General features: G+C 67.8%; 12 protein-coding genes. 10 read left to right on the top strand and 2 right to left on the bottom strand.

Annotation, left to right across the window (positions count from 1 at the left end; all coding sequences use genetic code 11):
- The first annotated feature begins 14 nt into the window (after window positions 1–14).
- Both ACLN58_RS04320 and fdhA read left to right on the top strand, forming a co-directional pair.
- Complete coding sequence (locus ACLN58_RS04320) at window positions 15–419, top strand: GlcG/HbpS family heme-binding protein (RefSeq protein ID WP_415854049.1); 405 nt, start codon at window positions 15–17, stop codon at window positions 417–419.
- A gap of 163 nt (window positions 420–582) precedes the next feature.
- Window positions 583–1,800, top strand: a complete 1,218-nt coding sequence (gene fdhA, locus ACLN58_RS04315; protein ID WP_415854048.1) for a formaldehyde dehydrogenase, glutathione-independent — start codon at window positions 583–585, stop codon at window positions 1,798–1,800.
- Between the two features lie 62 nt (window positions 1,801–1,862).
- On the opposite strand, the gene ACLN58_RS04310 is transcribed toward fdhA, so the two are convergent.
- Complete coding sequence (locus ACLN58_RS04310; RefSeq protein WP_415854047.1) at window positions 1,863–3,206, bottom strand: FCD domain-containing protein; 1,344 nt, start codon at window positions 3,204–3,206, stop codon at window positions 1,863–1,865.
- A 278-nt stretch (window positions 3,207–3,484) separates the two neighbouring features.
- Here ACLN58_RS04310 and ACLN58_RS04305 point away from each other — a divergent pair, with 278 nt between their 5' ends.
- From ACLN58_RS04305 to ACLN58_RS04275, 7 genes are all read left to right on the top strand, one after another.
- Entirely contained in the window at window positions 3,485–3,802 is a 318-nt protein-coding gene (locus ACLN58_RS04305) for a hypothetical protein (RefSeq protein WP_415854046.1), read from the top strand.
- Complete coding sequence (locus tag ACLN58_RS04300) at window positions 3,799–3,957, top strand: hypothetical protein (protein WP_415854045.1); 159 nt, start codon at window positions 3,799–3,801, stop codon at window positions 3,955–3,957. Before ACLN58_RS04305 ends, ACLN58_RS04300 begins: the two co-directional genes overlap by 4 nt.
- Before the next feature lie 375 nt (window positions 3,958–4,332).
- On the top strand, window positions 4,333–6,003 hold the full coding sequence (betA, locus tag ACLN58_RS04295; RefSeq protein ID WP_415854044.1) for a choline dehydrogenase: 1,671 nt from the start codon (window positions 4,333–4,335) through the stop codon (window positions 6,001–6,003).
- Complete coding sequence (locus tag ACLN58_RS04290) at window positions 6,000–7,085, top strand: quaternary amine ABC transporter ATP-binding protein (RefSeq protein ID WP_415854043.1); 1,086 nt, start codon at window positions 6,000–6,002, stop codon at window positions 7,083–7,085. Before betA ends, ACLN58_RS04290 begins: the two co-directional genes overlap by 4 nt.
- Complete coding sequence (locus tag ACLN58_RS04285; protein WP_415854042.1) at window positions 7,082–9,133, top strand: ABC transporter permease; 2,052 nt, start codon at window positions 7,082–7,084, stop codon at window positions 9,131–9,133. Before ACLN58_RS04290 ends, ACLN58_RS04285 begins: the two co-directional genes overlap by 4 nt.
- 13 nt (window positions 9,134–9,146) lie before the next feature.
- The gene (locus ACLN58_RS04280) at window positions 9,147–10,154 is read left to right on the top strand and encodes an ABC transporter substrate-binding protein (protein WP_415854041.1); all 1,008 of its coding nucleotides are present in this window, start codon (window positions 9,147–9,149) and stop codon (window positions 10,152–10,154) included.
- 40 nt (window positions 10,155–10,194) lie between these two features.
- The gene (locus tag ACLN58_RS04275; protein WP_415854040.1) at window positions 10,195–11,760 is read left to right on the top strand and encodes an aldehyde dehydrogenase family protein; all 1,566 of its coding nucleotides are present in this window, start codon (window positions 10,195–10,197) and stop codon (window positions 11,758–11,760) included.
- A 25-nt stretch (window positions 11,761–11,785) separates the two neighbouring features.
- Here ACLN58_RS04275 and ACLN58_RS04270 read toward each other — a convergent pair whose 3' ends face one another.
- Window positions 11,786–12,532 (bottom strand): IclR family transcriptional regulator, encoded by a 747-nt coding sequence (locus tag ACLN58_RS04270; protein ID WP_415854039.1) that lies wholly within the window; start codon window positions 12,530–12,532, stop codon window positions 11,786–11,788.
- A gap of 214 nt (window positions 12,533–12,746) precedes the next feature.
- Between ACLN58_RS04270 and ACLN58_RS04265 the strand changes: the two genes are divergently transcribed.
- A partial coding sequence (locus ACLN58_RS04265; protein ID WP_415854059.1) for an MFS transporter occupies window positions 12,747–13,264 on the top strand: 518 nt, incomplete at its 3' end.

Genomic DNA, 13,264 nt, shown 5'->3' with positions numbered 1-13,264 from the left:
TCAAAGGAGCAACTATGTCCGATATCACCCAGACCCAGGCGGATGCCGTGCTGTCCGCGGCGCGTGAGGCGGCCGACGGCGCCGGGACCGCCATGAACATCGCCGTTGTCGACGGCGGCGGCAACCTGAAGGCGTTCACGCGCATGGATGGCGCATGGCTCGGCAGCATCGACATCTCCATCAAGAAGGCCCGCACCGCGCGCTTCTTCGACATGGCGACCGGATCGATCGGCGAACTCTCCCAGCCGGGCGGTCCCCTGTTCAACATCGAGGTGTCCAACGGTGGCCTCATTACCTTCCCGGGCGGACTCCCCCTGCATTCGAGCGACGGCGACATCATCGGTGCGATCGGCGTCAGCGGAAGCACGGTGGAGAACGACCACGCCGTCGCGTCCGCGGGAGCAGCCGTAGGCCTGTGAGCACAGTCGGGAGACCCAATCAGTCCTTGGGTCTCCCGACTCTGCCGCCTGGGGATCACTCGTTTTCGTGAACGGTGCTTCGGCGACTGATGCCTGGGGAGGCGGGCGCCGAAGCATCGCTTTCGGACAACGAGCAATCGGACAACGAGCAAGGAGGAGTGATATGTCGGGAAACAAGGCTGTTGCCTACAAGGAGCCCGGTGTCGTGGAGGTCATCGACACGGACTACCCCACGTTCGAGCTCAAGGACGGGCCCGGGGTGAACCCCGCGAATGTGGGCCGGAGGGTCCCGCACGGGGCGATCCTGCGGACCGTCTCGACCAACATCTGCGGCTCGGACCAGCACATGGTCCGCGGCCGCACCACCGCCCCCAGGGACCTCGTGCTGGGTCACGAGATCACCGGCGAGGTCGTCGAGGTCGGCCCGGATGTGGAGTTCGTCAAGGTCGGGGACATCGTCTCGGTCCCGTTCAACATCTCCTGCGGCCGGTGCCGGAACTGCAAGGAGCGCAAGACCGGGATCTGCCTCAACGTCAACCCGGACCGGCCCGGGTCCGCCTACGGGTACGTCGACATGGGCGGCTGGGTCGGGGGTCAGGCCGAGTACGTCCTGGTCCCGTACGCCGACTGGAACCTGCTGAGGTTCCCGGACCGGGACCAGGCGCTCGAGAAGATCATGGACCTGACGATGCTCTCGGACATCTTCCCCACCGGCTTCCACGGCGCCGTCAGCGCGGGAGTCGGGGTCGGCTCCACCGTCTACATCGCGGGTGCCGGGCCGGTCGGGCTCGCCGCCGCCGCCGGGGCGCAGCTGCTGGGCGCCGCCGTCGTCATCGTCGGGGACATGAACGAGGACCGCCTCGCCCAGGCCCGCTCGTTCGGCTGCGAGACGGTCAACGTCTCCAACGGCGACCCCAGAGACCAGATCGAGCAGCTCCTCGGGGTCCCGGAGGTGGACTGCGGCGTCGACGCCGTGGGCTTCGAGGCCCGCGGCCACGGCAAGGACGCCTCGCACGAGGCCCCCGCCACGGTGCTGAACTCCCTCATGGACCTCACCGCCGCCGGCGGCGCCCTGGGCATCCCGGGCCTGTACGTCACCGGCGACCCCGGCGGGATCGACGAGGCCGCCCAGCGCGGATCCCTCTCCCTGTCATTGGGCACTGGATGGGCGAAGTCCTTGTCCTTCACCACCGGCCAGTGCCCCGTCATGAAGTACAACCGGGGCTTGATGATGGCGATCCTGCACGACAAGGTCCAGATCGCCAAGGCCGTCAACGCCAAGGCCATCCCGCTCGAGGAAGCACCTCGCGGCTACGCCGAATTCGACGCCGGCGCCGCCACCAAGTACGTCCTCAACCCCAACGGCTACATCAAGAACTGACCGCTTCAGTTGGTCCTGTTCGGTGGGCAGCGGCGGCGGCCTCACTCGGCTGCCGTCGCTGCCTACCGCTTTTCCGGCGCGTTGGGTTCCGCAATCTCGAGACGCCAGGGCACCTCGGGGAGGGCGATGCTCCTCCCGCCAGGCCCAGACCTGTCGAAGATCCCGCCCACAAGGCTCCCCGAATTGGTGGCGATGACCACGTCGTTCTGGTCGACGACGCACGATTCCCGCGGAAGGCCGTCCAAGAGCGGGGCGAATTGCGCCTGCAACTGGCTGATCAGGACGTCCGACTCGGCCGCGCCGATCATCCTGCTTCCCCTGAGCACCTTCTTGCTGAACGTGATGATGTAGGCGTTGGAGCCGTTGGCGTCCACGTACGCATAGCTTGCGTGAACCTTGTCCTCGGCCTCGTTCGCCGGCCACCATGGAGCGCTCGCGTAGTCGTAGAACTGGAGATCCATGTCGAGCCGTCGCGGCATCTGGCTGCCGGGAGGGATGTAGGACCACGCCATGACGGGTTCGCCGAAAAACGACGCTTCCCCCAGGAACCCCAGCCCGTAGAGGACGGACACGTGGCTGCTGAGAACCGCCTGGGCAGCCCCGTCGACGGCCTTGAGCCCGCCTGGTTCGCCGTCCGGTGCAGCGTCGAGCCCGGCCTGAACGGTGTCCTCCACGATACGGATCGAGGCGACCGCCCTTTCCACGATCGCCCGAGCGAGGGCTTTGACCGACGCGACGATACGATCCTCGTCGCCCACGTTCGGCGGCGCCCCCGGAGCGGCCGTGTCCATGGACATGCGCAAGTCGATGAGGCGGTTCATGTCGTGCCGGACGTGCTCTTCGGCTCGGGTCCGTGCAAGGACAACGTCACCGCGCCGCACGGCGTCCACGATGGCCGCATGGTCGTGCGCCGCCTGGCGCCCGCCGTCGGCCGAGCTCGTCCAGATGAGCGGCCCGACTTCCGCCTGGAGGGCCATCTCCTGCCGCGTGAGCCGCACGGACCGCGAGGCGGCAGCGAGCTCCATGTGAAAGCGGCTGTCTGCCCGCGTCATGTCCGCTGGGTCGTGGACCGTCGCGACCATCGCCCCAAGCGATTCAAGCCGACCCACGGCAACCTGCTGTGTTCTGGCGGCCGCGGCGGCCGCGGCGGAACCGGCCAGCACGGCGCGATACTCTCTGATGTCACGCAGATCCTCGAGTGAGTACCCGGCAAGGGTCTCCCTCCGGGCTTTCGCGATGTCGCCGGTATTCGCCTTCACGAAGCTGCCGCCTCCGCGGCCGCGACGCGTCTCGACGAGCCCAAGATGGCGAAGCTCCGCCAGGGCAGCACGGAGGGTCTGGGTGGAGACACCCATCATCGCCGCAAGATCGCTCTCGCTGGGGAGCTGCGTTCCGTCTTCGAGCACCCCAACTCGATCGCATTGCGGATCCGGCGCCCGATCTCCTCGCCGCGTTCGGCGTTCTCCAAAGGCGCAAAGGCCAGTTGCTCTCTCCAGCTGCTCATTGGCTCATCCTCCCCCGGGCCTCAGACAGCGCCCACTCTCCCGACCGTTCTCCTGATCCAGTCCGTGAATTCAGTATAAACCCTTGACATGTGAACTCACAGGTTTAGAGTTAAAGAATCACCCGGAGCGGGATCCAGATCCCGCACCGACCGCCATCAGCAGCAAGGGAGGGCGGGGCCATGTTGGACATCGATGGAGTCGTCCAGGCTTGGAACCGTGCCGGCAACCCGACACCGAATGAACAGCTGGGCCACTATGCGCGGGCATTGACGGACAACCGCGAAGTCGGAAGCTACCAAGGGCTCGACGACGAGCAAGAAGATCAGGCCCTTCTCGCGCTCTACCGCGTCGACAGGCCCCACGCGACCTTCGCAGACCTCCGCCAGGCGCCCCCTCTGGCACTGTCCAGCTACCACCAGCTGCTGCACGATCTCGCGCGGGAAGGATTCGGTCCGCTCACCGCGCGCAGCCAGCCTTCTCCGAGGCGGCTTTCGTGAAGCGCCGCACCCCGCGCGCCTCCGCGCCGCTGCCAGCCGTTCCCCTGTTTGGCGACGCCGCGGGAGACCTTGAATGGCGCAGGCCCGAAGAGGACTCGCTGGACCTGCTCCTGCGCACACTGAGCATCGACGAGATCATCGAGGACCTCCTCTAGGACCCCGGATGGGCTTCTGATATAGCTGCAAGTGAACGTCTGATATATCAATCAGACTAGGCCGCGGGGCTCCGCGTGTCAATCGCCCCGACCGCCGTCCGGCCCGGGCGCCCGGTGACATTCTTCTTACTCGCTTCTTACCCGCGAAGTGCTTGACACCCATCTGTGAGATGGCTCACTGTTGTGAATACCGAGAGGTGTTGCACACAACGCAATTCACTCGGAACTGGTTCCTCTCGTGATGCGACGACTCACTCGTCGCCTTCTCCCGGTCTGACTGCTCAATCCATCGGAACAAGAAGGAGACGACATGACCACCGCACCGCCAGAAGGCCTGCGGCTCAGGGCATCTGATCCACCCAAGGAGCAACGAACATGGCAGTGAAACACTACGACTACATCATTGTCGGCGGTGGAAGCGCCGGCTCTGTCCTTGCCGACCGCCTCAGCGTTGACGGGGACCGAACCGTTCTCGTCCTGGAGGCCGGTCGGAGCGACTACCCCTGGGATCTCTTCATCCAGATGCCCGCTGCGCTCACGTTTCCGAGCGGTAGCCCGTTCTACGACTGGCGCTACGAGTCCGACCCGGAACCGTTCATGGATGGGCGTCGCGTAGCCCACGCCCGGGGCAAGGTCCTCGGTGGCTCGAGCTCAATCAACGGCATGATCTTCCAGCGCGGCAATCCGCTGGACTACGAGCGGTGGGGCGCCGACCCGGGCATGGAGGCGTGGGACTTCGCCCATTGCCTGCCTTACTTCAAGCGCATGGAGAACGCCCTCGCCGCCGCACCCGACGACCCGTACCGCGGTCACGACGGACCGCTCATCCTCGAGCGCGGCCCGGCCACGAACCCGCTGTTCCAAGCGTTCTTCGACGCCGCCGTCGAGGCCGGATATCCGCGCACCGACGACGTCAACGGCTTCCGGCAGGAGGGCTTCGGCCCGTTCGACCGGAACGTCCACAAGGGCGAGCGCTACTCGGCCTCCCGAGGCTATCTGCGCCCCGCCCGCAAGCGGTCCAACGTCACGGTCCAGACCCTCGCGTACGTCACGGGGATCGAATTCCAGGGCACCCGCGCCACGGGGGTGACCTTCCGCCACGGGCGGCAGAACCACACGGCGAGCGCGGGCGAGGTCATCCTGTGCGGCGGTGCGTTCAACACCCCGCAGCTCCTCCAGCTCTCAGGCATCGGCGACCCCGAGCACCTGCGCTCGGTCGGCATCGCGCCGCGAGTCGAGCTCCCCGGCGTCGGCGAGAACCTGCAGGACCACCTCGAGGTGTACGTCCAGCACGCGTGCCTCCAGCCCGTCTCCCAGCAGCCCTCGCTCGACCTGTGGCGCATGCCCTTCATCGGGCTCGAGTGGATCCTGGGCCGAACGGGTCCCGCAGCCACCAACCATTTCGAGGGAGGCGGCTTCGTCCGGTCGAACGACGATGTCGACTACCCGAACCTCATGTACCACTTCCTCCCGGTCGCCGTCCGCTATGACGGCAAGAAGGCCCCAGTCAAGCACGGCTACCAGGTGCACGTCGGGCCGATGTACTCCGATGTGCGCGGCCGCCTCAAGATCCGCTCCTCGGATCCCGCGGCACGTCCCTCGATCCTGTTCAACTACCTCTCGACCGAGAACGACCGCCGCGAATGGATTGAGGCCGTCAACGTTTCCCGCGAGATCCTCCGCCAGCCGGCAATGGCGCCGTTCAATGGCGGCGAGATCTCACCTGGCGCGAGCGTCACGACGGACCAGGAGATCCTCGACTGGGTCGCACGGGACGCCGAGACGGCCCTGCACCCGTCCTGCACGGCGAAGATGGGTCCGGCCTCGGATCCGACGGCCGTCGTCGACCCGCTCACTATGAAGGTCCACGGAACGGAAGGACTCCGCGTCGCGGACGCCTCGGCCATGCCCTACGTGACCAACGGGAACATCTTCGCTCCCGTCATGATGCTCGCGGAGAAGGCCGCGGACCTCATCCTTGGCCGGGCCCTCCCCGCGGAGCCTGAGCCCTTCTACCGCCACAGCCGACTCGAGAAGGCATCATGAGCGCCCCAGTCATTGACCCCACCTCAGCCCGCCGCGCGGCTCTCCGCGCAGACTCCGGCGAACCTGCCCTCAGCGTCGAGGGCCTGTGGAAGATCTTCGGTCCGAAGGCCGACAAGATCCTCGGCACGCCGGACGAGCACCTCAGCCGCAAGGAGCTCCAGGGCAAGACCGGATGCCTCGCGGCCGTCAAGGACGTCTCCTTCGAGGTCGCGCGTGGCGAGGTCTTCGTCGTCATGGGCCTCTCCGGCTCCGGCAAGTCCACGCTCGTGCGCCTGCTCACGCGACTCATCGAGCCGACCGCGGGCACGGTCACGATCGACGGCGAGGACGTCACGCGGGCGAACAAGACGAAGCTGCGTTCACTACGCCGGAACCACATGGCCATGGTCTTCCAGCAGTTCGGGCTGCTTCCTCACAGGAAAGTCATCGACAACGTGGCCTACGGCCTCGAGGTCCGCGGCGAGGGCAAGTCCCAACGGCTCGCACGAGCCCAGGAGATGGTCGAGCTCGTAGGTCTCTCCGGGTACGAGCGCTCCTTCCCGGACCAGCTTTCGGGCGGCATGCAGCAGCGCGTGGGCCTGGCACGCGCGCTTGCGGTCGACCCAGACGTCATGCTCTTCGACGAGCCGTTCTCAGCGCTCGATCCGCTGATCCGCCGCGACATGCAGAACGAGGTCTGCCGCCTGCACGAGGAAGTGGGCAAGACGATGGTGTTCATCACCCACGATCTCCAAGAGGCGCTCAAGCTCGGCGACCGCATCCTCATCATGCGCGACGGAGAGATCGTGCAGATCGGCACCCCGGCGGAAGTGGTCGCCAACCCCGCGGACGACTATGTCCGGGACTTCGTCTCCGACGTCCCCCGCTCGCACGTCCTCACGCTGCGGTACGTCGTGCGGGCGCCGCGCGAGGGCGAGTCCCTCGACGGGCCGGTGATGCAGGCGAACCGGGTGGTCCGCGAGGCGGCACGTAAGGTCCTGCACTCCGCGCTTCCCGTCCGCGTGTACGACGGCGAACAGTTCCTCGGACTGGTCGACGACGACGACATCCTGCGCGTCGTCGTCGCCGAGGAGGCATCGTGAGCACGGCAACGGGCACGAGGGAACGCGCCGCGGAACCCGCGACGCGCCCGCCGACAGCGGCTGCCCCGACGGTCAAGACGGCGACCTTCCTCCGCCGCCACTGGCGGGCCGTCCTCCTCGCCGCAATCGTCGTCCTCTGGTTCGCCGTCTGGGCCGCCATTCGGGGATCCCAGACGCTCGAGATCGGCGGGGCGGAAAAGACCGACTTCCATCTCTGGCTCAACAGCGTCCGTGACAGCTTCGACGCCGCCCGCACCAACTCGGCCGTCTTCGAGTACGTCGTCCAACCGATCACGGACGGGCTCAACGGCCTCGTCACCTCGCTGCAGAGCCTCTCCAGCCAGGCCTCGGCCGTGCGGCCGGTTCCCCAGATCGGGTGGCTCGGAATCGTCGTCCTGCTCGCTTGGCTCGCGTTCGCGCTGGCCGGGGTGCGCTCGATGCTCCTGGTCGCCGCGTGCGTGCTTCTCTTCGGCTTCTTCGGCTACTGGCAGCAGAGCATCGACACGCTCATCATGACGTTCGTCGCCGTCGGCCTGTGTGCCATTCTCGGCCCCCCGCTCGGCATCTGGATGGCCCGCAGCCGCCACGTGTCCGCGATCGTCACGCCGGTGCTCGATCTCATGCAGACGCTTCCCTCCTTCGCGTATCTCGCGCCTCTCGCGCTCGTCTTCGGCATCGGCCCGGCCGCCGCGATCGTCACGACGATCATCTACTCGCTCCCGCCGCTCGTGCGGATCACGGAGCACGGCATCCGAAACGTCTCGCCCACCACGCTCGAGGCCGTGACGTCCATGGGCGGCACCGCCTGGCAGACCCTCGTCAAGGTGCAGCTGCCCATGGCGCGGCGCACGATCGTGGTCGGCATCAACCAGTGCACGATGGCGGCCCTGTCCATGGCCACGATCGCCGCCCTCATCAACGGTCCCGGACTGGGTCAGCCCGTGCTGCAGGCACTCCAATCGCTCGACATCGGCTCGGCCTTCGTCTCGGGCCTCGCCATCGTCCTCATGGCGATCATGCTCGACCGTACGACGACGGCCGCCTCCGAGCGCTCGAGCGTCCAGGCCCGCGTCCAGCGCGGGTCGTCGACGGGCGGCCTCCGCGGGCCCCGGTTTCGACGCCTCGCCATCGTCGCCGGAGCGGTGGTCACCGCCGTCGCCCTCTATCTCTCGCACAACTACCTGGCGTTCGCGCAGTTCCCCTCCTCGCCCAATCTGGGGACTCCGCTCGCCACGGTGGTCTCGAACGCGGCCCAGTGGATCGTGAACACGTTCTCGGGCTTCACGGGATGGCTCAAGGACACGATCACGGCGTTGCTCGTCAACCCGCTCGAGTCCCTCCTCGCGCAATCGCCCTGGTGGCTCATGGCGCTCGTGCTGCTCGGCGTCGCCCTGGCCCTCGGTGGGGTGCGAGCCGCCGTCGTGACCCTCGCGTGCGAGGCCGTCATCCTGGGAACCGGCCTCTGGAACGAGAGCATGAAGACGCTCGCGACGACCCTCGTCGCGACGCTCCTGGTCATCGTCGTGGCCGTCGCCGTCGGAGTGTGGATGGGGCGCAACAAGCTCGCCGACTCGATCATCCGGCCTGTTCTCGACGCGTTCCAGACCATCCCGCCGTTCGTGTACCTCGTCCCGGCGCTCGCGCTCTTCGGCCCCACGCGGTTCACGGCGATCGTCGCCGCACTCGCGTACGGAGTGCCGATCGCCACGAAGCTCGTCGCGGACGGCATCCGCGGCGTCTCGCCCACGACCGTCGAGGCCTCGGAGTCCATGGGGACCACGTCGTGGCAGATGGTCTCAAAGGTCCAGCTGCCCATGTCCCGCGCCGCGGTGGTCCTCGCCGCGAACCAGGGCCTCCTGTACGTGCTGTCCATGGTCGTCGTCGGCGGCCTCGTGGGCGGCGGCGGGCTCGGCTACCTCGTCGTGTCCGGGTTCTCTCAGAGCCAGCTGTTTGGCAAGGGGCTTGCCGCCGGGATCGCCATCACGGCCCTCGGCGTCATGCTCGACCGCATTACCCAATACACCGCTGCCCGCCTGGGCCGCGCCTGACAAAGGAAAACCCATGAAGAAATGGATTGAAACCAGTGGGGGTCCGGAAAAGCCGGTCAAGAAGAAGGCCTTCGCGGCCGTCGTCCTGAGTGCGGTGATGACATCGACGCTCGCGCTGACCGCGTGCGGCGGCGGGGACATCTCGAGCGCCTCGAACGGCGGCGGAAGCTCCGCGAAGTGCGGCGCGTTGAACGTCGCCGTCAACCCGTGGGTGGGCTACGAGGCGGACGCCTACGTCGTCGGCACGGTGGCCAAGCAGAAGCTCGGCTGCACTGTCAACTACAAGACCCTCAAGGAAGAGGTGTCGTGGCAGGGCTTCGGCAGCGGCGAGGTGGACACCATCCTCGAGAACTGGGGCCACCCGGAGCTCACGGACAAGTACATCAAGCAGCAGAAGACAGCCGTCGATGCCGGGCCGACCGGCAACACCGGCGTGATCGGCTGGTACGTGCCGCCGTGGATGGCCAAGCAGTACCCCGACATCACGGACGCCAAGAATCTGAACAAGTACGCCGAGCTGTTCAAGAGCTCTGAATCGGGCGGCCAGGGCCAGCTTCTTGACGGCGACCCCTCGTACGTGACCAACGACGAGGCCCTCGTGAAGAACCTCGGCCTCAACTTCAAGGTCGTGTACGCGGGAAGCGAGCCGGCCCTGATCCAGGCATTCCGCCAGGCCGAGCAGAACCACACTCCGCTCATCGGCTACTTCTACGAGCCGCAGTGGTTCATGTCCGAGGTGCCGCTCGTCAAGGTCAACCTGCCCTCCTACACGGACGGCTGCGACGCCGATGCGGCGAAGATCGCGTGCGACTACCCGAAGTACGACCTCAACAAGATCGTTTCGACCAAGTTCGCCAATTCCGGCAGCCCCGCGTACGGCCTCGTCAAGAACTTCAAGTGGACCAATCAGGACCAGAACACGGTCGCCGGGTACATCGCGAAGGACAACATGAGCCCCGAGGCTGCGGCCAAGAAGTGGATCGACGCCAACTCTGACAAGGTTGCCGCCTGGCTCAAGTAGCCGGGAGCACACAGTCAGCTTCGACACGATAGGAGAGACGATGACCGCCGCCGTTCACCATGTCCGCGAGGGTGCCGTCCGCGAGGAGGCAACCCGAGAAGGGCGCACCGTCAAGGGGCTGTACATCGACGGGGCTTGGCAACAAGCGTCCGACGGCGGTACGACCACCGTGCGGTGCCCTGCGGACGGCAGTGAGGTGGCGGTCGTCGTCTCGTCCACGTCGGCGGATGCGGAGCGCGCGATCGCGAGCGCGCGCTCCGCGTTCGACCGCGGCCCGTGGCGGCGCAAGACGGACCTCGAGCGCGGCGCGGTCATGCTCCGCGTTGCCGACCTCCTCGAGCGGGACAAGGCCGTGTACGCGCGCGCCGAGGCCCTCGACACGGGCAAGCGCCTCGTCGAGGCCGAGTACGACATGGACGACATCGCCGCGTGCTTCCGGTATTACGGGAAGATCGCGGGCCTGGACGCGGGGCGGGTCATCGACACGGGGCGGCCGAACGCCATCAGCCGCGTCGTGTACGAGCCGATCGGGGTGTGCGCGCTCATCGCGCCCTGGAACTATCCGCTCCTTCAGGCGGCGTGGAAGGTCGCGCCCGCCCTCGTCACGGGGAACTCGTTCGTCCTCAAGCCGAGCGAGCTCACGCCGTCGACCTCGATCCTCCTCATGGAGACCCTCGCGGAAGCCGGCGTGCCCGCCGGCGTCGCGAATCTCGTGACGGGCACGGGCTCGAAGGTGGGCGGCCCGCTCAGCTCTGACCCGCGCGTCGACCTCGTTTCGCTCACGGGCAGCGTTGGCACGGGGCAGACGATCATGGCGGCCGCGGCCGAGACTGTGAAGCGCGTTGCGTTCGAGCTCGGCGGGAAGAACCCCAACGTCGTCTTCGCGGACGCGGACTGGGACGCCGCCGTCGACAACGCCCTCACGGCCGTCTTTCTGCACTCGGGGCAGGTCTGCTCGGCGGGCGCGCGGCTCGTCGTCGAGGAGACGATCGCGGAGCGGTTCGTCGCCGAGGTGGTCGAGCGGGCGCAGAAGATCCGGATGGGCGGCCCCTTCGATCCGGAGGCGGAGACGGGGCCGCTCATCTCGGCTAAGCACCGGGACCAGGTTCACGCGTACGTCCAAGCGGGCGTCGCCGAGGGGGCCGAGCTGCTGTGTGGCGGCTTCATCCCGGACGAAGGCGCGCTTGCACACGGCTTCTTCTACCCGCCCACGGTGCTCGCCAACTGCCGGTCGGGCATGAGCGTGGTGCGGGAGGAATCGTTCGGGCCCGTGCTCACCGTCGAGACGTTCCGGGACGAGGCGGAGGCCATCGCGATCGCGAACGACACCGAGTTCGGCCTGGCCGGGGCCGTGTGGACCTCGGACGCCTCGAAGGCCCAGAGGGTCGCGGGCGCGCTCCGGCACGGCACCGTGTGGATCAACGACTACCACCCGTACGTGCCGCAGGCCGAATGGGGCGGCTTCGGGAAGTCCGGAATCGGCCGCGAGCTGGGCAGGTCCGGGCTCGACGAATACCGCGAAGCCAAGCACATCTGGCAGAACCTCGACCCTGCTCCGAGCGGCTGGTTCGGCGGGAGCGGCGGGCTCGGCGGAGGCGGCAAATGAACTAGCACGGAGGCCGGTCTGTGGTTCAGGCGGGCGCGCCCAGCTGCCGCCCGATGCCGCGCGCCGCCGTGCGGAGCGCGGGCACGAGCTGGTGGATGCGCACCTCGTCGAGGGGAACGACGACGCCGATCGCCGCCACCGTGCGCCGCTGGCGGTCCTCGATGGGCACGGCGATGCCCCACGTGTCCGGATCGACCACGCCCGCGAGCTCGGCATAGCCGCGCTCGGCCGCCGTCGCCAGCAGGCGGCGCACGTGGTCCGGGGTCGCGCGGCCCGTCGGATCGCGGAAGCCCGCGAGATAGGCGTTCTGCACGGAGCGCGGCTGGCCGGACATGAGCGCGATGCCGGCCGACGAGACGTGAACGGGCATGCGGCCCGCCACCTTCGCGCGGTTCGCCACGGATCCGCGGCGGGAGAGACGCTCGACGAACAGGACGTCGTCGCCCTGGAGCACGGCGAGATTCACGTTCTGGTTGAGGACCTGGTGGATGTCGTCCATGAAAGGGAGGGCGGCCTGGCGGAGCAGGAGCGTGGGCGAGTTGCGGTTCACGAGCTCCCAGAGGCGCAGGCCGAGCTGGACCTTCCCACCCGGGGCCTGCTCGAGGAGCCGGTGCTCGGCGAGCTGGCTCACGAGCCGGTGGGCGCTCGTGAGCGGGAGCCCAGCGCGCTGGGCGAGCTCGCCGAGCGGGAGCGAACTCACGCCCTCGGGGAACGCCTCGAGGACGCGGACGACGCGGTCCACGACCGAGTCGCCGGAGTTTGAGTTGGCCACGACGCCTCCCTGCTGGTTCCACCATTGGCTCCTCCATCATTCCATTCAACGGAAACGAGGATTCCGGGCAGATTGGCTGGGGTGATACACCTCTCACATCCGTTCCACTTCCCGGAGGTTTCCCGTGACAGCGTCGTCCCCCTCCCCCGCCCGCACTCAGGCGGCTTTGCCCACTCGACCCGGCCCCGCGCCGGTCTGGCTCTGCTGGCTCGCCATGGTCCTCGACGGCTTCGACCTCGTGGTCCTCGGCGCCATCATCCCGACCCTCCTCAAGTCCAAGGACCTCGGCTTCGACCCCGTGGGCGCGACGTTCGCCGCCACGATCTCGCTCGTGGGCGTAGGCCTCGGCGCCCTCTTCATCGCGCCGCTCTCGGACAAGTTCGGACGCCGAAGGCTGCTCGTCGCGTGTGTCGCCTGGTTCTCGGTCTTCACGATCGCGGTCGTCATCGCGCCCAATGTCGCCGTCTTCAGCGCGTTCCGGCTGCTCGCGGGCCTCGGCCTCGGGGCGTGCCTGCCCGTCGCGCTCGCCTTCATGAACGACCACTCACCTGCCAGATCCCGCGCCCGCGCCACCACGCGCACCATGACCGGGTACCACGTGGGCGCCGTCGTGACCTCGCTCCTCGCGCTCGCCCTCGTCCCCAACTGGCGGGCGATGTTCATCGTGGGCGGCCTCGCCGGCCTCGTCCTCGTGCCCTTCCTGTGGCTCAGGCTGCCCGAGTCAGGCGCCCA

Source organism: Sinomonas sp. G460-2, assembly GCF_047759905.1.
Classification (GTDB): Bacteria; Actinomycetota; Actinomycetes; order Actinomycetales; family Micrococcaceae; genus Sinomonas.
The sequence above is the reverse complement of the archived record's forward strand: the minus strand, read 5'-3'. Positions and strand labels throughout refer to the sequence as shown.